This is a genomic window from Streptomyces sp. NPDC107500 (assembly GCF_055582785.1).
Genome location: NZ_JBVJPF010000003.1, coordinates 151883 through 175077, shown reverse-complemented (window position 1 = coordinate 175077; position 23195 = coordinate 151883). Strand labels below are relative to the sequence as shown.

16 protein-coding genes are annotated in these 23195 nt (G+C 72.6%); 12 read left to right on the top strand and 4 right to left on the bottom strand.

The window, feature by feature from the left end; genetic code table 11:
- Positions 1-25 precede the first annotated feature (25 nt).
- Positions 26-985, bottom strand: coding sequence for an ABC transporter substrate-binding protein (locus tag ACZ67M_RS12370; RefSeq protein ID WP_361351811.1), 960 nt, complete (start codon positions 983-985; stop codon positions 26-28).
- Between the two features lie 639 nt (positions 986-1624).
- Here ACZ67M_RS12370 and ACZ67M_RS12365 point away from each other — a divergent pair.
- From ACZ67M_RS12365 to ACZ67M_RS12350, 4 genes are all read left to right on the top strand, one after another.
- Positions 1625-2854 carry an NAD(P)-dependent malic enzyme gene (locus tag ACZ67M_RS12365; protein WP_125492781.1) on the top strand — a complete coding sequence of 410 codons (1230 nt, stop codon included), beginning with the start codon at positions 1625-1627 and terminating at the stop codon, positions 2852-2854.
- Positions 2855-3025: 171 nt separating this feature from the next.
- Entirely contained in the window at positions 3026-3991 is a 966-nt protein-coding gene (locus tag ACZ67M_RS12360) for a zinc-binding dehydrogenase (protein WP_122616178.1), read from the top strand.
- A gap of 56 nt (positions 3992-4047) precedes the next feature.
- Positions 4048-4257, top strand: a complete 210-nt coding sequence (locus ACZ67M_RS12355) for an HTH domain-containing protein (RefSeq protein ID WP_122616179.1) — start codon at positions 4048-4050, stop codon at positions 4255-4257.
- Complete coding sequence (locus ACZ67M_RS12350; protein WP_361351805.1) at positions 4257-4829, top strand: Clp protease N-terminal domain-containing protein; 573 nt, start codon at positions 4257-4259, stop codon at positions 4827-4829. The genes ACZ67M_RS12355 and ACZ67M_RS12350 overlap by 1 nt, the downstream gene beginning before the upstream one ends.
- A gap of 57 nt (positions 4830-4886) precedes the next feature.
- Here the strand turns inward: ACZ67M_RS12350 and ACZ67M_RS12345 are convergent, their stop codons facing one another.
- Both ACZ67M_RS12345 and ACZ67M_RS12340 read right to left on the bottom strand, forming a co-directional pair.
- Positions 4887-5942, bottom strand: a complete 1056-nt coding sequence (locus tag ACZ67M_RS12345; RefSeq protein WP_467319357.1) for a PadR family transcriptional regulator — start codon at positions 5940-5942, stop codon at positions 4887-4889.
- Position 5943: 1 nt separating this feature from the next.
- Positions 5944-6894 (bottom strand): DUF4097 family beta strand repeat-containing protein, encoded by a 951-nt coding sequence (locus ACZ67M_RS12340; protein WP_361353573.1) that lies wholly within the window; start codon positions 6892-6894, stop codon positions 5944-5946.
- 292 nt (positions 6895-7186) lie between these two features.
- On the opposite strand from ACZ67M_RS12340, the gene ACZ67M_RS12335 reads away from it, so the two are divergent.
- The 8 genes from ACZ67M_RS12335 to fxsT all read left to right on the top strand — a co-directional run bounded on the left by ACZ67M_RS12335 (position 7187) and on the right by fxsT (position 19234).
- The gene (locus ACZ67M_RS12335; protein WP_023586593.1) at positions 7187-7366 is read left to right on the top strand and encodes a DUF6104 family protein; all 180 of its coding nucleotides are present in this window, start codon (positions 7187-7189) and stop codon (positions 7364-7366) included.
- 112 nt (positions 7367-7478) lie between these two features.
- Positions 7479-7886 (top strand): CU044_2847 family protein, encoded by a 408-nt coding sequence (locus tag ACZ67M_RS12330; protein WP_361351799.1) that lies wholly within the window; start codon positions 7479-7481, stop codon positions 7884-7886.
- Positions 7883-9988 (top strand): VMAP-C domain-containing protein, encoded by a 2106-nt coding sequence (locus tag ACZ67M_RS12325; RefSeq protein ID WP_469850807.1) that lies wholly within the window; start codon positions 7883-7885, stop codon positions 9986-9988. The genes ACZ67M_RS12330 and ACZ67M_RS12325 overlap by 4 nt, the downstream gene beginning before the upstream one ends.
- 151 nt (positions 9989-10139) lie before the next feature.
- Positions 10140-11195 (top strand): AAA family ATPase, encoded by a 1056-nt coding sequence (locus ACZ67M_RS12320; protein ID WP_361353570.1) that lies wholly within the window; start codon positions 10140-10142, stop codon positions 11193-11195.
- Between the two features lie 7 nt (positions 11196-11202).
- Positions 11203-14481: an SAV_2336 N-terminal domain-related protein gene (locus ACZ67M_RS12315; RefSeq protein ID WP_469850805.1), complete on the top strand. Its 3279-nt coding sequence runs from the start codon at positions 11203-11205 to the stop codon at positions 14479-14481.
- 89 nt (positions 14482-14570) lie between these two features.
- Entirely contained in the window at positions 14571-14891 is a 321-nt protein-coding gene (locus tag ACZ67M_RS12310; protein WP_392234777.1) for a hypothetical protein, read from the top strand.
- Positions 14888-16159, top strand: a complete 1272-nt coding sequence (locus ACZ67M_RS12305; protein ID WP_469850802.1) for an aKG-HExxH-type peptide beta-hydroxylase — start codon at positions 14888-14890, stop codon at positions 16157-16159. The genes ACZ67M_RS12310 and ACZ67M_RS12305 overlap by 4 nt, the downstream gene beginning before the upstream one ends.
- Positions 16160-16234: 75 nt before the next feature.
- On the top strand, positions 16235-19234 hold the full coding sequence (gene fxsT / locus ACZ67M_RS12300; protein ID WP_361351784.1) for an FxSxx-COOH system tetratricopeptide repeat protein: 3000 nt from the start codon (positions 16235-16237) through the stop codon (positions 19232-19234).
- A 97-nt stretch (positions 19235-19331) separates the two neighbouring features.
- Here fxsT and ACZ67M_RS12295 read toward each other — a convergent pair whose 3' ends face one another.
- Entirely contained in the window at positions 19332-23162 is a 3831-nt protein-coding gene (locus ACZ67M_RS12295) for a multifunctional oxoglutarate decarboxylase/oxoglutarate dehydrogenase thiamine pyrophosphate-binding subunit/dihydrolipoyllysine-residue succinyltransferase subunit (RefSeq protein ID WP_469850801.1), read from the bottom strand.
- Positions 23163-23195: the final 33 nt, after the last annotated feature.

Genomic DNA, 23195 nt, shown 5'->3' with positions numbered 1-23195 from the left:
TTGCCTTTCAGTGCCCGCCGCGCGGTCACTTGCCGCCGTTGATGGTGGCCTCCGTGACGGCGCCTTCCGCCACGCCCCACTTGTCCATGATCTTCTTGTACTCGCCGTTGGCGATCACCGCGTCCAGCGCCGCCTTCAGGGCGTCGCGCAGCTGCGTGCTCTCCTTGGCGACCGCGATGCCGTACGGCGCGGCCTCGACCTGCTCGCCGACCATCTCGAAGTCCTTGCCGCCGCCGGAGGTCTTCACCGCGTACGCGGCCACCGGGAAGTCGGAGGAGCCGGCGTCGGCGCCGCCCGCGCGCAGGCGGGTCTGGGCCTGCTGGTCGTTGTCGAAGGCCTCCATGGAGATCTTCTTGCCGGCCGGGCACTTCTCGTTCTCGGCCTTGGCGAGGTCCTCGGAGACCGTGCCGCGCTGGAGCACGAGCTTCTTGCCGCACAGGTCGGACCAGGTCTTGATGCCCTGGTCGTCGCCCTTCTTGGTGTAGATGGAGACACCGGCGGTGAAGTAGTCGACGAAGTCGACGCCCTGGCCGACCTTCTTGCCGGTGTCCGAGTCGATGCCCTCCTGGCGGTCCTTGGTGTCGGTCATCGCGGACATGGCGATGTCGTACCGCTTGGAGCGCAGACCCGTGATCAGGGTGTCGAAGGTGCCGTTCTCGAATTCGAACTTCACACCGAGCTGCTTGCCGAGGGCGTCGGCGAGGTCGGGGTCGATACCGACCGTCTTGCCGGAGTCGTCCTTGAACTCGACCGGCGCGTAGGCGATGTCGGAGCCCACCTTGACGGTGCCCTTGTCGCGGATCGACTTCGGCAGCTTGTCGGCGAGCGGAGCGCTGCTCGAGGACTGGCTGTCGCTGCCGGAGTCGCTGTTCTCGGTCTGGTCGCCGCATCCGGTGAGCAGCAGCGCGCCTGCGACCGCGATCGCACCGACCGCTGCTAGCCGGGAGTGCGCGGCGGTCGTACGACGGGTGGAGCTTGCGGTCATGGTGGTTCCTCCGGCGGATGAATGGAGTTGCCGATGGGGACGGTGGTGTTCCGGTGGAGCGGACGCCTGCCGGGGGACCGGCGGGCGCCGTGGGTCGACGTGAGCACACACCTTCGAGTGCCGCGACCTCGTGTGATTACGGCATCTTGCCATTCGGACTCGGCCATTCAGGGGGGCCGTCATGTCAAAATCGGATAACGGGTCACCCCCCGAACCGCATCAGGTCGGTACATCACGACCGAACCTTTACGGGAATCTGCCCCTCCGGCCGGAAGATCTGCGGAATTTCTCGTTATCCGGGCATGGATCGTCAGTGTGTACGGCCGTTGCAAGCGGCTTCTCCCGGTCTGTCAAGGGGTGCCGCGAGGTTGTCCTGATCCCCGGCTATGAGCCATGTCACCGACATGCGGCGTTCGGGGTCCGACATGTGAGCTTGCTCTTATCCGACTCGTCGCCGGAGGCGTCCGTCGGGTAAGAAGGTTCTTTACACCCCTCATCAGGGGCTCAGGGCGCGTGTGCGGCGCGCCCGTCGCGCGGGGTCCTCGTGGCCCGTACAGCCATCCTCCCGCGCGGTGCCCGCCCATTCCTCACCAGGAGTGGACAACCCTCAAACCATGAACTCTTAAGGGGTAAGACAAAGTGGCAGCGGAGATCGTCAATCCTCGCAGCGACAACGGAGCCGGTGCGGAGCAGGGGGCGGGCGCTGAGCCGCTCGACTCCTTCGACCCCGCGTTCGCGCTGCACCGCGGCGGCAAGATGGCCGTGCAGGCCACCGTGCCGGTCCGTGACAAGGAAGACCTGTCCCTGGCGTACACGCCCGGCGTCGCGAAAGTGTGCAGCGCGATCGCCGAGCAGCCCGACCTCGTCCACGACTACACCTGGAAGTCCTCGGTCGTCGCGGTCGTGACGGACGGGACGGCGGTGCTGGGACTCGGGGACATCGGGCCCGAGGCGTCCCTCCCGGTGATGGAGGGGAAGGCGATCCTCTTCAAGCAGTTCGGTGGGGTGGACGCGGTCCCGATCGCCCTGAACTGCACGGACGCCGACGACATCGTCGAGACCGTGGTCCGCCTCGCGCCCTCGTTCGGCGGCGTCAATCTGGAGGACATCTCGGCGCCGCGCTGCTTCGAGATCGAGCGCAAGCTCCAGGAGCGGCTGGACATCCCGGTCTTCCACGACGACCAGCACGGCACCGCGGTCGTGACGCTGGCGGCGCTGCGCAACGCGGCGCGGCTGAGCGGGCGGACGCTGGGCGAGCTGCGCGCGGTGATCTCGGGCGCGGGCGCGGCCGGTGTCGCCATCGCCAAGATGCTGGTGGAGGCCGGTATCGGGGACGTCGCGCTGGCCGACCGCAAGGGCATCATCTCGGCGGGCCGGGCGGACCTCACGCCGGTCAAGCAGGAGGTGGCCTCCTTCACCAACAAGGCGGGGCTGTCCGGCTCGCTGGAGGACGCGCTCGCGGGCGCCGACGTCTTCATCGGCGTCTCCGGCGGCACGGTGGCCGAGGAGGCGGTGGCCTCGATGGCGAAGGGTGCCTTCGTCTTCGCGATGGCCAACCCGAACCCCGAGGTGCACCCGGAGGTCGCTCACAAGTACGCGGCGGTCGTCGCCACGGGGCGCTCGGACTTCCCGAACCAGATCAACAACGTGCTGGCGTTCCCGGGCATCTTCGCGGGCGCGCTCCAGGTGCGGGCGTCGCGGATCACCGAGGGCATGAAGCTCGCGGCGGCCGAGGCGCTGGCCTCCGTGGTGGGCGACGACCTCGCCGCGGACTACGTCATCCCGTCCCCGTTCGACGAGCGGGTCGCCCCGGCCGTCACGGCGGCGGTGGCGGCCGCGGCCCGTGCGGAGGGTGTGGCGCGCCGGTGACGGTGTGACACGCGCTTGTGCGCCGAGCGGCCTCGTCCTCCTCGGGAGGGCGGGGCCGCTCGCATGTGCGGGGGCCGCTGCCTGGCCCGGCGGCGGCACTGGTGGCAAGAGGGTGTGTGTCACAGGGCGTCGTGGTTCCGGTCGGCGGGTGTGGAACCTATCGTCGGGGCCATGTTCGCTGCCTACGCCGCCCGAATCGACCGCGACGAGCCGCTGACCGGCCTGGAGTTGGGGGAGCGTCCGGCTCCCGAGGCCCGGCCCGGCTGGAGTGTCGTCGATGTCAGGGCCGCCTCCCTCAACCATCACGACCTCTGGTCCCTGCGCGGCGTCGGCCTTCCGGAGGACCGGCTGCCGATGATCCTGGGCTGCGACGCCGCCGGTGTCGACGCGGACGGCAACGAGGTCGTCCTGCACTCGGTGATCGGCCAGACGGGCCACGGGGTCGGCCCCCGGGAGCCGCGCTCCATCCTCACCGAGCGCTACCAGGGGACGTTCGCCGAGCAGGTCGCCGTGCCCACCTGGAACATCCTGCCCAAGCCGAAGGAGCTGTCCTTCGCGGAGGCCGCCTGTCTGCCCACCGCCTGGCTGACGGCGTACCGGATGCTGTTCACCAACGCCGGGGTGCGTCCCGGTGACTCCGTGCTGGTGCAGGGTGCCGGCGGCGGCGTGGCCACGGCCGCGATCGTGCTCGGCAGGGCCGCGGGGCTGCGGGTCTTCGCCACCAGCCGGGACGAGGCGAAGCGGAAGCGGGCCCTGGAGCTGGGCGCGGTGGAGGCCGTGGAGCCGGGTGCGCGGCTGCCGCAGCGGGTGGACGCGGTCATCGAGACCGTGGGCGCCGCCACCTGGTCGCACTCGGTGAAGTCGCTGCGGCCGGGCGGGACGCTGGTCATCTCCGGCGCCACCAGCGGGGACCGGCCCTCCCACGCGGAGCTGACCCGGATCTTCTTCCTGGAACTGCGGGTCGTCGGCTCCACGATGGGCACCAAGGACGAACTGGAGGACCTGCTCTCCTTCTGCGCCGCCACCGGTGTACGTCCCGTCATCGACGATGTGCTTCCGCTGGACCGGGCCCGTGAGGGGTTCGAGCGGATGGCCTCCGGGGAGCTGTTCGGCAAGATCGTACTCAGCGGCTCCTGACCCCGCGATGTCAACTGGGGTTGACGTCGAGCGGACGTCAATCTAAGTTGACAGGCATGAGCGAAGCAACGGATCTCGCCACGCGTGCGGGTGACCGCGACCCCAGGGTCGGGCTGCGGGCCGTCGCCGCACTGCGGAGGCTGCTGGAGCAGCTGGAGTCGGTGCAGGTGCGCAGCGCGCGCCACCAGGGCTGGTCGTGGCAGGAGATCGCCACGGAGCTCGGAGTCAGCAGGCAGGCCGTGCACAAGAAGTACGGGAGGCATTGATGTTCGAGCGATTCACGAAGGATGCCCGAGCGGTCGTGCAGGGGGCCGTCGAGCATGCCGAGGCCGCGGATGCGCGGACCGTCGACACCGGACACCTGCTGCTCGCCCTGCTGGACCGGGAGGGCAGCCGGGCCTCCTTCGCGCTGACGGCGCTCGGGGCCGGCGGTGAGCACCGGGACTCGGTGCGGCGGGCGCTGGCGGAGGCGCGGCGCCGGGCCGGTCTGACGCAGGCCGAGACCGACGCCCTCGCCGGACTGGGGATCGATGTCTCCGAGGTCGTCGCCCGGGTGGAGGAGGTGCACGGTGTCGGGGTCATGTCCGGCGAGCGGAAGGGCGGTCGCCGGTGGTCCGGGCACCGCGGCTTCGACCGGGGCGCCAAGGAGGTCCTGGAGAAGGCGCTGCGGGTCGCCGTCGCCCGGCGCGACCGGCGCATCGGGGACGAGCACCTTCTCCTCGCGCTGACGATCCGCCCCGGCGTGCCCGCGGAGGTGCTCGCCGACCACGGGGTGACCCACGCGTCGTTGACCAGGGTGCTGGGCGACGGCTCAGGGGAGGGCGCGGGCGCGGCCTGAGCCCGGCGCCCCGCGTCCGACGCCCTCGGCCGGATGCCGGGGGCGGTGTCCCGGAGGTCAGGCCTTCGGCGTCCGCAGAATCGCCCCGATGTGCGCCGCCGCCGTCGACAACTGACGACGGGCGTCACGGAGCTGGTCGGGCGTGACGCCCCGGTCCCGGGCGGCGTCCCGGATGTCGTCCCGGAAGCGGTCGAGCAGCCGGTCCAGGTCGCGGGCCGGGTCCCCGGTGGAGTCCGCGGTGTCCTCGTGGGCCCAGGCCGGGGTGTATCCGGCGGGGAAGTCCTCGGGGGTGGCGGAGTACTCGGGCCGGGGGGTGGTGGAGCCCGCGTCGGTGCGGCCGAAGCCCCAGTCCTTGCCGAACTCCTTCCCGAAGTCCTTGCCGAAGTCGCCGACCTCCTTCGCCAGTTCGCTCAGCCCCTCGCGCAGTCCCGTGGGCCAGTCGCCCCGCGAGAAGTGGTCCTGCACCTGCTCCTGGACCCGCTGGGCGATGCGCTGCACCTCCTCCTGCGCCTGGGTCCGTGCCCGCTCCTGGGCCTCCTTGGCCTGACGCCGGGCCCGCTGGGCCTCGTCGCGGGCCCGCCTGCTCTCGTCCTTGGCGCGGCGGGCCTGCTCCTTCCACTCCTGCTTGACCCGGCGCATCTCCTCCTTGGCGGCCCGCCAGGCCTCCTTGTCGTCGACGCCCCCGGCCGCTCCCGACTCGTCCTGCGTCCCCGAACCGGCGCCCTGGCGCGCCGCGCTGGCCGCGGCCCGCATCTCCCGGCGCAGGTCTCCCGCCGCGCCGCGCACGTCGGCCCGGATCTCGGCGGCCAGCTCGGCGACCGACTCCCGGATCTCCAGCTCCAGATCGGCCAGCTCACCGCTGCGCTCGGCCAGCTCGGCGCGGCCGGCGTCCGTGATGGCGTACACCTTGCGTCCGCCCTCGGTGGTGTGGGTGACCAGGCCCTCCGCCTCCAGCTTGGCCAGGCGCGGGTACACGGTGCCCGCCGACGGGGCGTAGAGGCCCTGGAAGCGCTCTTCGAGGAGCCGGATCACCTCGTAGCCGTGGCGCGGGGCCTCGTCCAGGAGCTTGAGGAGGTAGAGGCGCAGTCGGCCGTGGGCGAAGACGGGGGGCATGTCAGAGCACCTTCTTGTCGGTCGTGCCGTCCGACGGGGCGGCGGTGTCGCCGTGGTCCCGGACGGCAGCGGAATTGTCCCCCGAGTCGCCCGGCGCGTCGTGCGCCGGGCCGGTGTCCCGCGGCTCCCGCTCCCACGGAGTGTCCGCCGCGCCCGGCCGCCGCAGCAGGGCGATCGAGCCGGAGATCGTGGTGGCCTTCAGCCGCCCGTTGCCCGCGCCGAGCCGCCCGGTGATCCGCTTGGCGCCCCACTGGCCGCCCACCCGGAGGTCCTCGAAGGCGCTGGAGACCGCGCCGCTGGCGGTGTTGGCCTCCACCTGGGCGTCGGCGGGCTGGGGCAGCCGGATGGCGATCTCGCCCGAGACGCTGGTCAGGTTGATGTCGGTGGGTCCGCCGGCCGGGTCCAGGTCGACGATCATCGATCCGCTCACCGAGTCCGCCCGCACGGAGGAGCCCGCCTCCACCACCGTCAGGTCGCCGGAGACGGAGTTGAAGCGCAGGTCTCCGGTGAGGGCCTGGGCCTCCACGTTCCCCGAGACGGTGTCCGCGCGGACCGGGCCCGCGAGGCTCACCAGGGTGGTGTCGCCGGAGACGCCCTTCACCTCGGCGTGCCCGTCGAGCCCGGAGACGACGGCCGCGGCGCTGACCGCGCCGACCTCCACGCGGGTGCCGGCCGGCACCGCCAGGGAGACCACCGCGCTGCGGCGCCAGCCCTTGCGGTCGAGCCACTTGAGGAAGCCCTTCCAGGGCAGGTCCTCGTAGGCCACGGTGAGCGCGCCGTCCTCATGGGTGACGATCAGGGGCGGTCCCTCGATCTCGGAGACCTCCAGGCGGGCGGAACCCTCGTCCGTGCCCACGACGTTCACCGTTCCGTTGACGATGCGTACGTGCAGGCGGCTCACGGACTCGTCGAAGGTGAGTTTCTTGGGCTCCGCGACGGACCACTCGGACATGGTGCAGACCTCCTCGACCGAACGCGCCATATCGCGTCCTCCGTAATTCACGATATATCGCGGACACGGAAAGTCAAGACACCCGTTCTGCTGATCAGTGATAGGCCGGAACGGTTTGGTCTGCCCCGGCTTGGCACCGCCTCAGCCGTAGAGCCGGTTGCCGGGAACGCGCCCGACGCCCGGCGAACCGCCGGGCTCCGCCCCTGGTCCGGGGCGCGCGGCACCCGTACGGTGCCGTTTGCATAGTCTTGGGGGCGGATTCGGAACACGGACGCACGCAGGAGAACGCCACATGTACTTCACCGACCGCGGCATCGAGGAACTGGAGAAGCGGCGCGGCGAGGAGGAGGTCACCTTCGAGTGGCTCGCCGAACAGCTGCGTACGTTCGTCGACCTCAACCCGGACTTCGAGGTGCCCGTCGAGCGCCTCGCCACCTGGCTCGCCCGGCTGGACGACGAGGACGAGGAGTAGGACCACTCGGCGTGCACCCCTCGGCACGGCCAGGGGTTTAACGTGCTCCCCCCGGTGGGGTAAGAGACCTCCACAGCAGCGGGGGAGCCGGAAGCGAACGGACGGGGGCGCCGTGGCCGGGGGGATCGAACAGGTACGGCTCGACGACGGGACCGTCGTCTGGGCCAGGGTGAGCGCGCCCGACGACGGGACGTCCGGAGACGGCTTCGAGGACACCGGAGTACGGGACCGCGTCATCGACATGGCGGGGGGCCTCGCCGGCACGGTCGGTGGTGTCGTGCGCTCCCTGCGCGCCGGACTGGACACCCACGAATCCGTCGAGATCTCCGTCGGCTTCGGCATCGAACTGTCGGCGCAGGCCGGCAGCGTCGTGGCCGCGATCGCGGGAGGCGGCGGCAACGCCTCGCTGAACGTGTCGTTGACCTGGACCGAACCCGCCCGCCGGGACGGCGCGCCGCGACCCGGACCGGAAGGCGGTGCCGTTCCCCCGCCCGGACCCCCCGCGTCCGGGGTCGTATGAGCGCCCTCGAAGACCTGGTGCGCCCCTCGCTCGCGCGCATCGTCGCACCGGGTGACGGGTATGCACCGGAGCGTGGCGAGTACTGGGGATCGGGATTCTTCATAGCGCCGGGCTGGCTGTTGACCTGTGCCCACGTCGTGGGGAAGGGGGGAGCGGAGGTGTGGCGTAGTCGCAGCCCCGTGGGGGTCACCTGGCAGGGCGGCACCACCACGGGCGAGGTGGTGCTCGCCAAACCGCGGCCCGAGCCAGCGCACGCGGGCCGCGGGCGCTGGGGCTTCCCGGACATCGCGCTGGTCCGGGTGCACGGCGCGGACGACGCCCCTTGCGTCTGGCTGAGCGATCGCGCGCCGACCATCCCCGCCCCGGTCTCGCTGCACGGCTGGTCGCGGCAGACCGGCGCCCTCGGCCTCCGGCACGGCGTCGGTGAGGCCAGCGGCCGGGACGGCAAAGCCCTGTTGCTCACCGGCGCCCTGCCGGTCGAGGGCCTGTCCGGCGGGCCCGTCGTCGACCTGCGCCACGGCTCCGTCATCGGCATGAACAAGGGCGTACGGCAGTCCGAGGGGGCCGCCGTCCCCGTCACCGCGTTGCGCGAACTGCACGACGTGCCCGGGGGCGACATCCTGCACACCGTCATGCGCGAGCACGACCTGCACCACCTCGCCCGCTTCAACCGGTCCGGAGCGGACACCGACTGGACGCGTGTTCAGACCGGGTTGCGCGACCCCGGCACCCCCGGCGTCCTCAGCCCCGCCCAGCGACTCCACCTCTACGGCCACCTCGCCCAGTTGCCGCCGCCCAGCGGTCCGGGGGAGATCGTGGACCTCGTGCAGGAGGCCAAGTCCCGCGTGGTGCAGTCGGACTTCCGGTCCCCCTTCCCCGAGGACCCGCGCACCTGGCGGGAGGGCGCAGCCCTGCTGCACGGGCTGCGCGACCTCGGTGACAAGGGAGGCAGGCCCGAACTCGACCTGGACGCCGTACTGCTGTACGCGGCCAAGGTGGCCCGGCACACCGTGCTGGAACGCCCGGGCGGCACCGATCCGGAGCGGCTGCGGGACTTCACCCGGTGGATCGGGGAGCAGGCGGTCCTGTACGCCCAGCCGGTGATCCGCGAGGACATCGACCGGCTGCTCGGCGACGTGCGGGAGCCGGCCGTCGCCCGGTCCGCCGGCCCCGTCCTCGCGCGCGAGACGCCGGCCCGCACCGGAGCCGACGTCCTCCTCGACATCGGGGAGCCGGTCTACGGGGAGCGCTACCCGCTGAGCGTGCGACTCCTGTACGACGGCCGGGACGTCACCCCCCTCTACAGCAACGACCTCGGCGTACGGCGCCACGAACTCCAGGAGTACCTGAGGGAGCCGCTGGCCGAAGCGCTGCGGCTGGGCGACCGCGGTGAACACCTGGCGGTGGTCGAGGCGTTCCTGCCCCGCGCACTGCTCGACGAGCCGATAGACGAGTGGCGGCTCGTCCCCGAGAGGGACCCCGCATCCGGAGAGGGGGGCGAATACGAGGAGACCGATTTCTTCGACGAGCAGTCCATGCCGCTCGGACTGCGCCGTACCGTCCTGCTCCGCGACCGCCGCCGCAACGCCAAGGCACCGATCCCCGAATGGCGCCGGCGCTGGACGGCGACCGCGCGTGGGCCGCTCTCCGGGATCCCGTTGCGCGGCGAGTCGACGGACACCGGGCACGACTCCGGCGGGCGTCGGGAGAGCAGGCTCGGCACGTTCCGCCGGCTGTCGGGCAGCGGCGACGGCTGCGTCCCGGTCTTCTGCGGGCCCGTCGGAAGCGGCGCCGGGCGGGAGGCCATGGACGTCGCCCTCGCCGCCGGACACCCCCTGGTGCTGTGGCGCAGAGACGGCCACGACCACGACGGGTGCCGGGCGTTCCACCGCAACGCCGCCCGCCTGCTGTCCCTCGCGGGCCGGGCCGAGGGCCTGCACGCGCACGTACGCGACCAACGCATCGGTGCCTCGGACCCCGACATCGCCCTCAGCGAGGAACTCACGGGCAGGATCGCCGTCCTCTTCGACCCCCCGGACCGTCCACCGTACGGGGCGGAGACGATGCGGCCGCCTCCGCTCGCCGGACCCCGGACCGCCTGATGCCGCATCAGAAGCCGTCGCTTCCCCGGTGTCCGGGTATCGGGAAAGCAGGAGCGTCCGGGAGTCTCGGCGGGTCCGGCGGCCGGGCGGTAACGTCGTACTCGAACGGCCCGGACCGCTGCAAGATCACCAGAGCCGGAAGGAGCCCATGGTGAACGACTGGCGGATCTACCGCGGAGCGGGTCAGCCGCACGACGGTGTACGGCGGTTGCCGGAGCCGCCCCCCTGGCGCGACTTCACGCGCGGACAGGACGGCGCGCAGGCCGGGTCGGAGGACCCGGGCGGTGCCCGTCGGCTCGGCGTCCGCCGCCGCCGTGCGGAGAACTACGCGCCCCGCCCCGCCGAGGTCGACGCCGTCAACGCGGCCCTCTACCTGCGTCGCCCGCTCCTTGTCACCGGAAACCCCGGCACCGGGAAGTCCACCCTCGCCTACGCCGTCGCCCACGAGCTGAAACTGGGCCGGGTGCTGCGCTGGCCGATCGTCAGCCGGACGACCTTGCAGGACGGTCTGTACCGCTACGACGCGATCGGACGGCTCCAGGACGTCCAGTTGGAGCGCGCACGCGGCGCCGGGGGCCACGGAGACGACGGCGGCACCGGAAGCGACGGGGACGACGGAGCGGACAGGGATCGGGGCATCGGCGCGTACATCCGGCTCGGACCGCTCGGGACCGCGCTGCTGCCCTCCGAACTGCCCCGGGTCCTGCTCATCGACGAACTCGACAAGAGCGACCTCGACCTGCCCAACGACCTCCTGAACACGCTGGAGGAGGGCGAGTTCGCCATCCCGGAACTGGAACGCGTCGCCGACAGGCAGCCCGTGGTCGAGGTGCTCGCACACGACAGCGGCCGGATCGCGGTGCACGGCGGGCGCGTCGCCTGCACCAGCTTCCCCCTGATCGTCCTGACCTCCAACGGCGAGCGGGACTTCCCGGCGCCGCTGCTCAGGCGCTGCGTCCAGCTCGAACTGGAGCCACCGGGGGAGGAACAGCTCACCGCGATGGTGGAAGCACACCTCGGCGAGGAGGGGGTCGCCGCGGGACAGGACCTGATCGGCAGGTTCCTCGACCGGGAACCGGGCGAGGTGATGGCCGCGGACCAGCTCCTCAACGCGCTCTTCCTCACCCAGCACACGCCTCACGCGGAACGGCTCACCCGCGAGCGCATCGCGGACCTGCTCATGCAGCGGCTCGACCGGTCGAGGTGAGGGCCCGATGCAGGGGGCGCCGCTGGAGGAGCTGATCGGCCGACTGCGACGCGCCGGCCTCGACGTCACCGCCGAGGACGTCGCGGACGCCGTCTGGCTCGCCCGCCGGCTCGGCTCGGCACCGCCCCGCGCCGCCGTCGGCCGCCCCGGCCCCACCACGGACACCGACCCCGGCTCCGGCTCCGGCCCCGAACCAGCCGGTGAACCGGACAGCGGATCGACGACCCCACCGGCGTCGCCCGACCCCCACCTCGCCACCGCGGACGGCGCGACACGGTCCGCCCCGGACCTCACCACTCCCGGAACCCGGGAGTCCACTCCGGTACCGCTGCGTGCCGCGGGCGCCGCCACCGGCCGGACCGACGGCGGCGGCACCCACGCCACCTTCCCGGTGCGCGCCCCCGCCGCCACCGCGCTGCCCGGCCTCCTCGGCCTGGAGAAGGCCCTGCGCATCCTGAGCCGCTACCGGGTCGCGGGCACCGAGTACACGGACGGCGACATCGACGAGGAGGCGACCGCCGAGCGCGCCGCCGTGACCGGCTTCGTCCTGCCCGTACCGCGGCCGGGCCGCAGCAGGCGGTGCGACATCCGCCTCCTGGTGGACACCGGGCCCGCGATGGCCGTGTGGGGACAACTGGTCGAGGAGCTGCGCCAGGCCTGCCAGCAGGCGGGAGCGTTCGCCGCCGTCCGGGTCCACCATCTGTACGCCGATGCCGCTGGGAGCCCGGCGATCGGTCCCGCCGCCGAGCCCGGCCGTCCGCTGCGGCTGCGCTCGCCGGACGAACTCCACGATCCCTCGGGTCGTGCCGTCACCCTGCTGATCAGCGACTGCGTGGGCACCCTGTGGCAGACCGGCGGGGCGCAACGGCTGCTGCGGGAGTGGCCGCGCTCCTCGCCCCTGGCCATCGTCCAGCCGCTGCCACCCCGCCTGTGGGGCCGCACGGCCCTGCCCGCGGAGCCCGGACTGCTGGTCCGGGCGGCCGAGTTCGGCGGCCGTCTCACCTTCCACCCGGACGACGAGCCGTGGGACGAGCCCGAGGCACCCGTCATGGCGGTACCGGTCCTTCAGCCGACACCGGAGGCGTTCGGGACCTGGGCGCGTCTGCTGGCCGGCACCGGTCCCACCAGCGAGCGGGCCTGGGCCGCCCCGACGACGCACGACCCCGCGCCGGCCGCCCCGGCCGGCGCGGTCGCGCGCGTCGACGACGAACTCGTCCGCGCGTTCCGGGCGACCGCCTCGCCGGGGGCGTTGCGCCTCGCCGTCTACCTGGCCGCCGCCCCGCTCACCCTGCCCGTCATGCAACTGGTCCAGCGCGCCATGCTCCCCGACACCGGGCCCATGGAACTGGCGGAGGTCCTGCTGGGCGGGCTGCTGCGCCGGTTGCCCGGCCCCGACGAACAGCCGTGCTTCAGCTATCCGGGCCGAGTGCAGGACCTGCTGCTCTCCACGCTCGACCAGGACACGGCCGGACTCGTGCTCAAGCACTGCTCGGACTACGTGGAGCGCCGCTTCGGTAAGGGCACCCGCAACTTCGCCGCGCTGGCCGCGGTCCGCCTCGCCGGGCGCGACGCCGGGGCCGCCGACACCGGGCCGCGCACGGACGACGACTCCGGGCCGAACGCCGGGGACAGCGTGGAGGCCGAGCTGTTCGCCCGGGTCCCCGCCCAGGTGCTGCGCTTCTACCTGCCGGACCTGGTCACGCCCGAGCCCCTGACGGAGGCGGAGCGGCTGCTCGGCCAGTGGCGGACGCTGGCCGACCCGGACGTGCTGCACCGGGCGCGGGAGCACGCCGAGGCCGCGGTGCGGGCCGCCACCAGGACCCCGGCCGACGCCGCCTCGGCAATCGACGAGGACGACGGCGTACGGGCTCGGCTGGTCCTCGGCCGCGTGCTGCGCGCCGAGGCCGACACGGTGGCGGGCCGCGCGCCGGAGCGCCGAGCGGACCTCCTCGCCGCCGCCACCGAGGAACTGGCCACGGCCCACCGAGCGGCGCCGGACAACAGCACCGCCCAGGCGGACTCCGCGCTGGAACTCGCCGCCGGACTGCACGCGTTGTGGCGCGTCACCGGCGACCCGGACCGGCTCACGGCCGCGCTCGACGTCCTGGCCCCCGACATCGCCCCCTGGCCCGCGGCCGTGAGCCGCGCCGCCGAGTCCACGGAGGCCGGGTCCGTGGCGGACCGCCACCGCACCGAGACCTGGCGCGCGGTCCACCGGGCCCGGCTGCTGCGCCGAGGCCGGCTCCTGCTCGACCTGGGGCACCACGGCGAGGCCGCCGCCGACCTGCGCCCGGCCTGCGCCCTGCTCGACGAGTCCGACGCCCCCGGCTCCGTGCGCAGCCGGGCCCTGCTCGACCTGGCGCGGGCGCTGCGCGGCGACCCGGCGAACGAGGAGGCGACCCGGGAAGCGCTGCTGCGGGCGGAGCGGGCCGCCGGTGACGACCCCGCCCTGCGGCTGCCCTGCCTCGCCGCCCGCGCCGCGTTCCACGACACGGTGGGCGAGGCCCAGGAGGCCGACGAGGCGTACGAGACGGCCGTGCTGCTCGCACCGCCGGAGAGCGCCGTACGCTGCGGGCTCCTCACCACCTGGGGCGAGTCGCTGCTGCGCAGGGCGTCCCGAGGGGACGGCGCGCAACTCGTGGACCGCGCGGAGTCCGTACTGAGGGAGGCCCTCAAGGACCTGCCGGCCCGCTCCGCGCAGCGCGGCCGGCTCCAGGCGCTCGTGGGCAGCGCCCTCGCCCAGCGCTTCCGGCATCTGGGCTTCCTGCCGGACCTGTTCGAGAGCCGGCACCTGCTGGGGCAGGCCCTGCGGGCGGCGGCCGACGTGGGCGTACGGGCCGAGGCCTGGCTCCAGCTCGGCAGGGTGCGGCTCGAAGGGTGGTACCGGGCCGGCGCGCCCCTGCTCTTCGAGGCGCTGCACGCGTACGAGAACGCCGAGCGCGAGGCACAGGAGGCGTGCCCGGACGCGCCGGGGTCGGTGCTGGTGGCGCGGGCCCGGCACGGGCGCGGGGCGGTGCTGGTGCTGCTGGGCCGGCCGAGCGCGGCCGCGGCGGCCTACCGGGCGGCGCGGGAGCAGTGGCAGCGGCTCACGGGGGCCCTGCGGGAGGTCGACTGGGGCGAGGTGCAGCTCACTCGGCGTGCGGAGGGGGAAGCGCGGCGCGTGCTCGAGGGCGAATGGGGGGTGACCGCGTCACGGACCATGACCGAGGACGAGTGGAAGCGACTCGCGCCGCCCTGGCACGCCTGGGAGGAGGGAGCCGACTCGGCCGAGTTTCAACGCGGTTGATCCAGCCGGGGTTTCTGTTACCGGCCGGTCGGGAAGAACTGGGCAACCGTTGCGATCGTGCGGTGCGGACCTGGGGGGAGGAGCCGAGCGTGGCGGAGCAGGGGAAGGTGACCGCCGTCCGGGGCCGGGATGCCGGGCGGACCGTGCTGCCGCCCGGACTCGACGACGTGGACCTGCGCACCTTGCGCGCCATGGACGGTCCGGAAGTCTCCGAGGCCGTCGACCTGGTCCTGACGGGGGCGGTCGAGTCCCGGCAGGTCTGGTACTCCGGCGGCAACGAACCCTCGTCGACCCCGCGCGGCACCTCCGCCGAGCCACGTACCTTTTCAGCCGGACCCGGACCCGGACCCGGACCCGGACCCGGACCCGGACCCGACGAGACGGCCCCGATCCGGGCGCTCAGGGAATGAGCCGGGCGCCCGTCCCGCCCGATGTCCTCACCGCACTCGCCAGGACCCGGCCCACCCCCGCCGGTACGGCGGAGCTGCGTGCCGCGGTCCACGCGCGTCGCATGCTGCTGCTCAAGGCCCTCCTCGTCCGGGTCGAACGGCAGTACGCCGGCCTGCCTCCCCCGGTGCGCCGACGCTTCGAGGACGACTGGGCGCTGCTGGAGCGCGCCGAGCGGACCGACGCCGACGCGGTGCGCGAGGTGCTCGACTACCCGACGACCGGTGCCTGGCTCACCGAGGCGCTCGCCGCGTCGGCCGGACCGGAGTTCGAGGCGCACCTGGCCCACCTGTCGGGAGTCGCCGTCGTCGCCGCGTCCCGGGCCGGCTGCCCGGCGACCGGTCACTTACGGGTGCCCTCCGGCATCCTGGGCCTGCCCGGTCTCGGCGTCCTGCGCTGCCCCTCCGGCCGCGCCCGGGTGAGCGACCGGAAGGGCCGGCTGCGGCTCGTGGAGGACGCCGGGCACGGCGCCGTCGACCTGCCGGGACGCGGGGTGCGGGCCGGGGCCCGGGACGGGTCCGGCTGGTCCGCGCTGCGCGCGCTGCCGGGTGGAACGACCGTCCTCGACGACCTCGACCCATACCGGGTGCCGCGCCCCGGCATCGGACCGACGGCGGTTCCCGCGGCCGACCGGGCGCACACCGACCACCCCTCGTGGGCCAGGCGCTGGCGCCGGGCCCGCGCGTTGTTGTCGGCGACCGATCCGGGGCGGCTCTCCGAGACGGACGCCCTCGTACACGCCCTGGTGCCGCTGGCCGCGGCGGGACGGGACAGCGGCGTGCCGACGGGCGCGACCGTTCGCGCCGCTCCCGGCGCCGTGCTGACCCAGCTCCCGGCCGGTGCCGCGGAGCTGGCGGAGACACTGGTCCACGAGACCCACCACACCAAGCTCGCCGCCCTCGACGACTCCGTTCCTCTGTGCCGGCCCGGGGGCGCCCTGCACCGGGTGGCCTGGCGGCCCGACCCGAGACCGGCGTCGGCGGTCCTCCAGGGCGCCTACGCCCACCTCGCACTGCTCGACCTGTGGCGGAGGGCGGAACGGGCGTCCGGTGTCCCCGCGGCCTGGCGGCACCGCGCCGCCGAGCGCTACGGGCGGTATCTGGAACAGGTCGACCGGGCCTTGTCCGTACTCCGGGATTCCGATGAACTGACCTGCACAGGACGGCGGTTCGTGCAGGCGATGTACCTGCACCACCTGAGCCTCGGGGCGACGGCCCGGGGCTCCGCATGACAGAGCGCACACCATTGACCTCGTTGCGTTAGCGTGTGCGCGAGCGCGACGGACGCGGCGGGAACGGGAGCGGTGATGACGGAACAGCGGCGGTCCGGTGCGGACGGTGACAGGACGTCCGAGCACATTCTGGTGGTCTTCCCCGGCTATCACCGTTCGTGGGCGGCATGGATCGGGCAGTGCCTGGAGAGCCACGGCCACCGGACCACGCTGCAGCGCTGGGACCCGCCCCGCGAGGTCCCCCTGGAGGACTCGTTCGGCGACCTGCTCCTGTCCAGCGGGCGCGTCCTGCTCGTCCTCGACGACTGGTTCTTCGAACTCGGCCCGCGCCCGGCGGGCGAGTGGAACGACGTCCTGCGCGGCTTCGTAGCCGCGCACGCCGACCGGATCGCGGCCGTCAACCTCACCAACCGCCCGCTCCTGCCCGCCACCGCGGTCCTGGAACCGGCCAGCCTGTGGGGGGTCGGCGAGGAGGGTGCCGAGGAGCGACTGCTCACCCGGCTCGGACTGAGCCGCCTGCGCACACCCCGCACACCAGCCACCCCGGTGCGCTACCCGGACACACGCTGCGACGTCTGGGGAGAGGTGCCGCACCGCAATCCGCGCTTCACCGGACGCGACGACCTGCTCACCACCCTTCACCAGCGCCTCGCGGACGCCGAGCGCGGGGCCGCCGTCTGCACCCTGCTCGGCATGTCCGGCATCGGCAAGACCCAGCTCGCGACCGAGTACGCGCACCGGTTCAGCACGGACTACGACGTCGTCTGGTGGGTCAACTCCGACGACCGCAACATCCAGCGGGACCGCTTCGGCGAACTCGCCGTCGAACTCGGGCTGCGCAGCGGCAGCGAACCGGGTGAACGCATCCGTGCCGTACGCAACGCTCTACGCCGCGGTGATCCGCACGCCAAGTGGCTGATCGTCTTCGACGGCTGGGACGACACCGCGGGTGCCGACACGCTGCTGCCACAGGGCGCCGGCCATGTCCTGGTGACGTCCCGCAACCGCGGCTGGAGCGAGCGGGCCGAGGTCCTGGAGGTCCCGGCCTTCGTGCGTGCCGAGTCCGTCGGCTACCTGATGCGCCGGGCCGGCCACATCACGGGCGCGGAGGCGGACGAGGTCGCAGCCGAGTTCGGCGACGTACCGCTGCCGCTGGTGCAGGCCGCCTCCTGGCTGGGCGAGTCCCGTATGGAGGTGCCCGAGTACCTGCGGATGGTGCGCGAGCGCAGGCTCTCCACCGTGGACGAACCCGTCGCCGGCGAAGGGTTCCCGCAGTCCTCCATGACCTCGTGGTCGATACTGCTCAACCGGCTGCGCCGGGCGCAGCCCCAGGCCCTCGACGTGCTGGGCCTGTGCACCTCGTTCGCGCCCGGTCGCATCCCGCTCGGACTCATCCGCGCCTACCCGCACGCGGACCTCCCCGAGGAGCTGCGGTGGATGGCGGCGGACCTGCCGGCCTGGACCCGGTCCCTGGACACGCTGGTGAACTACTCGGTACTCACCCGTGAGACCCGGGGGCCGGTCGGCGTCGAAATGGGACCCCACCAGGAATCGGTGCACATGCACCGGCTCGTCCACGACATCATCTCCAAGCTGATCGGCGCGGACAGCCGTGAAACCCACCGCCGGGCAGTGCGCACCCTGCTCGCCGAGGCGGACCCGGGCAATCCCCTCGACAGCCGGAACTGGCCGCGGTACGCCGAGTTGCTGCCGCACCTCGAGCCTTCGGGGGCGTTCGACAGCACCCGGCCACGCGTCCAGGAAGCAGTTCTCAACTGCCTGCGCTACTGCGTCCGCAGTGGTGAGTACACCACCGGCCTGGCCCTGGCCCAGCGGATCCGCGACCGCTGGTCGAAGTTGCTTGCGCCGCTGTCCCAGCCGATGCTCGACCTGACCGCGCAGGAGAGCAACCTGGTGCAGGCCAGCGGCCGATTCCGCGAGGCGTACGAACTCGACCGGTCCGTGCTGGAGCGGCTGCGGGCCACGCCCGACTCCAACACGCTCGCCGAACTGGCCGCCCAGGACTCGATGGCCAACTCCCTGCGCAGCCTGGGGCGGTACGACGAGGCGTACGAACTCCAGCAGGAGGTCCTGGACGGCACCGGCGGCCTGCTCGGTACCCACGAGCCCGCCACGCTGCGCGCCCGCCACAACCTCGGTGTCAGCCTGCGCCTGCTGGGCAGGTACGCGGACGCCTACGAACTGGACCTGGAGAACCTCGGGACCCGCGAGAACGTCCTGCGGGTCCGGCACATCAGCACGCTCAACTCCGCCAGCGCCGTCACGCACGATCTTCGGCTGCTTGGCCGCTACCGCGAGGCCATGGCCCGTCAGGAACCGGTGGTCCGACTGCACGTGCAGGTACTCGGCGCTCAGCACCCGCAGACCCTGGGCGCCCGCACCCACCTGGTGATGTGCCGCCGCCGGGAGGGAGGGTTCCAGGACGTGGGCCCCTCGATGGAGAGCCTTCTGGAAGAGCTGGCCCAGGTGCACGGCCGCGAGCACTACCGCACCCTGAACTTCATCACCAACTACGGCAACTACCTCCGCGAACACGGCGACCTCAGCCACGCCCGCGAGCTCATCGAGGAGGCCGAGTCCGGGTACCGGACGCTGCTCGGGCCCGCCCACCCCGTCGCCACCGGCATGCTCGCCAACACCGGCCTGATCATGCAGGCGGCCGGGGAGCGGGCCGAAGCCATGTCGATGTTCGAGGCGGCCCTGGCCGGACTCACCGCCACCCTGGGTCCCGACCACCCCTGGGTGCTCGGCTGCGCCCTGTGCGCCACCGGCGCGCGCAACTTCAACGGCCGGTTCGCCGACGCGGTGGAACTCGGCCGGGACACAGTGCGCCGGGCCCAGCGCACGCTGGGCGGGGAGCACCCGCTGACCCTTTCCTGCCAGGTCGCCCTGGCAGCCGACCTGCGGGCGGCCCGGGAGCACGAGGAGGCCGGGAAGCTGGAGGAGGACGGGCTGCTGGGTCTGACCCGGACGCTCGGCGCCCAGCATCCGCACACCCTCTCCGCCCGTCAGCGCACCCGCCCGTACTGGGACTTCGAGCCCTACCTCGGCTGAGAGGCGCCGGCGACCACGAAGAGGCCGTGGACGACGACGAAGAGGCCGGCCCCGGGAACGGGGCCGGCCTCTTCGGTCAGGTGGCGGGGCTCAGGCCTCAGGCCTCGAAGACCTCACGCACCAGCTGCTCCTGCTCGGCCTGGTGCCGCTTGGCGGAACCGACGGCCGGGGACGAGCCGTGCGGGCGCGAGATGCGGCGCAGGCGCTCGCCGTGCGGGATGTCGGCGCCGACCGCCAGGTCCAGGTGGTCGATCAGGTTGAGCGCGATGAACGGCCAGGCACCCTGGTTCGCCGGCTCCTCCTGGGCCCACAGGTACTTCTCGGCGTTCGGGTACTTGGCGATCTCCGCCTGGAGCTCGGCACCCGGCAGCGGGTACAGGCGCTCGATGCGGATGATGGCCGTGTCGGTCACGCCGCGCTTCTTCCGCTCGGCGTCGAGGTCGTAGTAGACCTTGCCGGCGGTGAAGACGACCTTCTTGACGGCGGCCGGGTCGACCGAGTCGTCGCCGATGACCGGGCGGAACTGGCCCGTCGTGAACTCCTCCGCCTTCGAGGCCGCGGCCTTCAGGCGCAGCATCGACTTCGGGGTGAAGACGACCAGCGGCTTGTGGTGCGGGTTGTGCACCTGCCACCGCAGGAGGTGGAAGTAGTTCGACGGCAGGGTCGGCATCGCGACCGTCATGTTGTTCTGCGCGCAGAGCTGGAGGAACCGCTCCGGGCGGGCCGAGGAGTGGTCCGGGCCCTGGCCCTCGTAGCCGTGCGGGAGCAGGAGCGTCACGCCGCTCGTCTGGTTCCACTTCTGCTCGGCCGACGAGATGAACTCGTCCACGACCGTCTGCGCGCCGTTGACGAAGTCGCCGAACTGCGCCTCCCACATCACCAGCGCGTCGGGGCGGGCCAGCGAGTAGCCGTACTCGAAGCCCATCACCGCGTACTCGGAGAGCAGCGAGTTGTAGACGTTGTACCGGGACTGGTCCTCGGACAGGTACAGCAGCGGCGTGAACTCGTCACCCGTCTCGCGGTCGATGACGACCGCGTGGCGCTGGCCGAAGGTGCCGCGCTGCGAGTCCTGGCCGGAGAGCCGGACCGGCACGCCCTCCAGGAGCAGCGAACCGACGGCGAGGGTCTCGCCCATGCCCCAGTCGATGGTGCCGTCCTCGACCATCGCCGCCCGGCGCTGGAGCTGCGGCAGCAGCCGCGGGTGCACCGTGACGTGGTCGGGGATGTTGACCTGGGACTCGGCGATCCGCTTGACCGTCTCGGCGCTGACCGCGGTGTTCACCGCGACCGGGAACTCGGCCTGCGGCTCCGAGGGCTCGGCGGAGGCGGGCTGCGAGGCGGCCTCGCGGACCTCGGTGAAGACCTTCTCCAGCTGCCCCTGGTAGTCCTGGAGCGCCTGCTCGGCCTCTTCCAGGGTGATGTCGCCGCGACCGATGAGGGACTCGGTGTAGAGCTTGCGCACCGAGCGCTTCTTGTCGATCAGGTCGTACATCAGCGGCTGGGTGAAGGCCGGGTTGTCGGTCTCGTTGTGCCCGCGGCGGCGGTAGCAGATGAGGTCGATCACCACGTCCTTGTTGAACGCCTGGCGGAACTCGAAGGCCAGCCGCGCCACGCGGACGCAGGCCTCCGGGTCGTCGCCGTTCACGTGGAAGATCGGGGCCTCGATCATGCGGGCCACGTCGGTGGCGTACATCGAGGAGCGCGAGGACTCCGGGGCGGCGGTGAAGCCGACCTGGTTGTTGATGACGACGTGGACCGTGCCGCCGGTGCGGTAGCCGCGCAGCTGCGACATGTTCAGGGTCTCGGCCACCACGCCCTGGCCCGCGAAGGCCGCGTCGCCGTGGATCGCCACCGGCAGGACGGTGAAGTCCGTGCCGCCCTTGCCGATGATGTCCTGCTTGGCGCGCGAGACGCCCTCCAGGATCGGGTCGACCGCCTCCAGGTGCGAGGGGTTGGCGACCAGCGAGACCTTGATCTGCTCGCCGTCCAGGCCGGTGAAGGTGCCCTCGGCGCCCAGGTGGTACTTCACGTCACCGGAGCCGTGCATCGACTTCGGGTCGAGGTTGCCCTCGAACTCGCGGAAGATCTGCGCGTACGACTTGCCGACGACGTTGGCCAGCACGTTGAGCCGGCCGCGGTGGGCCATGCCGACGACGACCTCGTCCAGGCGCGACTCGGCCGCCGAGTCGATGACCGCGTCGAGCAGCGGGATGACGGACTCGCCGCCCTCCAGGGAGAAGCGCTTCTGGCCGACGTACTTGGTCTGCAGGAAGGTCTCGAAGGCCTCCGCCGCGTTCAGCCGGCGCAGGATGCGCAGCTGCTCCTCGCGCTCCGGCTTGGTGTGCGAGCGCTCGATGCGGTCCTGGATCCACTTGCGCTGCTTCGGGTCCTGGATGTGCATGAACTCGATGCCGGTGGTGCGGCAGTACGAGTCGCGCAGCACGCCGAGGATGTCGCGCAGCTTCATCAGGGACTTGCCCGCGAAGCCGCCGACCGCGAACTCGCGCTCCAGGTCCCACAGGGTGAGCCCGTGCTCGGTGATGTCCAGGTCGGGGTGCTTGCGCTGCTGGTACTCCAGCGGGTCGGTGTCGGCCATGACGTGGCCGCGGACCCGGTAGGAGTGGATCAGCTCGAAGACGCGGGCGGCCTTGGTGACGTCGTCGTCGTGGCTGGCGTCGATGTCCTTGAGCCAGCGGACCGGCTCGTAGGGGATGCGCAGCGCCTTGAAGATCTCGTCGTAGAAGCCGTTCTCGCCGAGGAGCAGGTTGGCGACCTGGCGCAGGAACTCGCCGGAGGCGGCGCCCTGGATGACCCGGTGGTCGTAGGTCGACGTGAGCGTCATGACCTTCGAGATGCCGAGCTTGTTCAGGGTGTCCTGGCTGGTGCCCTGGAACTCCGCGGGGTAGTCCATGGAGCCGACGCCCATGATGACCGACTGGCCGGGCATCAGGCGGGGCACGGAGTGGACGGTGCCGAGGCCGCCGGGGTTGGTCAGGGAGACCGTGACGCCGGAGAAGTCGTCCATCGTCAGCTTGCCGTCGCGGGCGCGGCGGACGATGTCCTCGTAGGCCTGCCAGAACTCGAAGAAGTTCAGCGTCTCGGCCTTCTTGATCGCCGCGACGACCAACTGGCGGTCGCCGTTGGGCTTGACCAGGTCGATGGCGAGACCGAGGTTGACGTGCGCGGGCTTGACGAGGGTCGGCTTGCCGTCCTTCTCGCCGAACGCGTAGTTCATCGTCGGCATGGCCTTGATGGCCTGCACCATCGCGTAGCCGATCAGGTGCGTGAAGGAGATCTTCCCGCCCCGGGCGCGCTTGAGGTGGTTGTTGATGACGATGCGGTTGTCGAACAGCAGCTTCACCGGGACGGCGCGCACGGACGTGGCCGTGGGCAGCTCCAGCGAGGCGTTCATGTTCTTCGCGACCGCGGCGGCCGGGCCGCGCAGGGTCACCAGCTCGGGGCCCTCGGGGGCCGCGGCGGCGGCGTCCTTCGAGGGCGCGGCGGGCGCGGCGGGCGCGGCGGCCTTCGCCTGCGGCTGGGCCGCGGGCTTGGCCGGCGCGGCGGCGGGCTTGGCGGCCGGAGCCGCGGGAGCCGCGGCGGCGGGCTTCGCGGGGGCGGCCGGCTGCGCGGGCGCCTTCGGCTGGGCCGGGGCGGGAGCCTGCGCCTGTGGTGCGGGGGCGGCCTGTGGCGCGCTGCCGGAGTCCGTGGCCGTGGCCGCGGGGGCGGCGGCCTGGGCCGCGGGCGCCCCGGGCTTGTAGTCGGCGAAGAAGTCCCACCAGGCTCGGTCCACGGAATTCGGGTCCTGGAGGTACTGCTGATAGATCTCGTCAACGAGCCACTCGTTGGCACCGAACGCGGCAGCGGGGTTCTTGCCCGCTTGGTCGGTGTCGGTCGAGATGCTCGAGTTACTGGGGGACTGTGGCGACACGGCGAGAACCGCCCTCTTCCGCTTCACAAGATG

What these genes read in the sequence shown, in the direction of transcription:
- ACZ67M_RS12340 (WP_361353573.1), bottom strand. Translation starts at nt 6,894, where the DNA reads ATGTCCGAGTGGTCCGTCGCGGAGCCCAAGAAACTCACCTTCGACGAG.
- ACZ67M_RS12355 (WP_122616179.1), top strand. Translation starts at nt 4,048, where the DNA reads ATGAGCGAAGCAACGGATCTCGCCACGCGTGCGGGTGACCGCGACCCC.
- ACZ67M_RS12335 (WP_023586593.1), top strand. Translation starts at nt 7,187, where the DNA reads ATGTACTTCACCGACCGCGGCATCGAGGAACTGGAGAAGCGGCGCGGC.
- ACZ67M_RS12325 (WP_469850807.1), top strand. Translation starts at nt 7,883, where the DNA reads ATGAGCGCCCTCGAAGACCTGGTGCGCCCCTCGCTCGCGCGCATCGTC.
- ACZ67M_RS12305 (WP_469850802.1), top strand. Translation starts at nt 14,888, where the DNA reads ATGAGCCGGGCGCCCGTCCCGCCCGATGTCCTCACCGCACTCGCCAGG.
- fxsT (WP_361351784.1), top strand. Translation starts at nt 16,235, where the DNA reads ATGACGGAACAGCGGCGGTCCGGTGCGGACGGTGACAGGACGTCCGAG.
- ACZ67M_RS12315 (WP_469850805.1), top strand. Translation starts at nt 11,203, where the DNA reads ATGCAGGGGGCGCCGCTGGAGGAGCTGATCGGCCGACTGCGACGCGCC.
- ACZ67M_RS12345 (WP_467319357.1), bottom strand. Translation starts at nt 5,942, where the DNA reads ATGCCCCCCGTCTTCGCCCACGGCCGACTGCGCCTCTACCTCCTCAAG.
- ACZ67M_RS12350 (WP_361351805.1), top strand. Translation starts at nt 4,257, where the DNA reads ATGTTCGAGCGATTCACGAAGGATGCCCGAGCGGTCGTGCAGGGGGCC.
- ACZ67M_RS12360 (WP_122616178.1), top strand. Translation starts at nt 3,026, where the DNA reads ATGTTCGCTGCCTACGCCGCCCGAATCGACCGCGACGAGCCGCTGACC.
- ACZ67M_RS12370 (WP_361351811.1), bottom strand. Translation starts at nt 985, where the DNA reads ATGACCGCAAGCTCCACCCGTCGTACGACCGCCGCGCACTCCCGGCTA.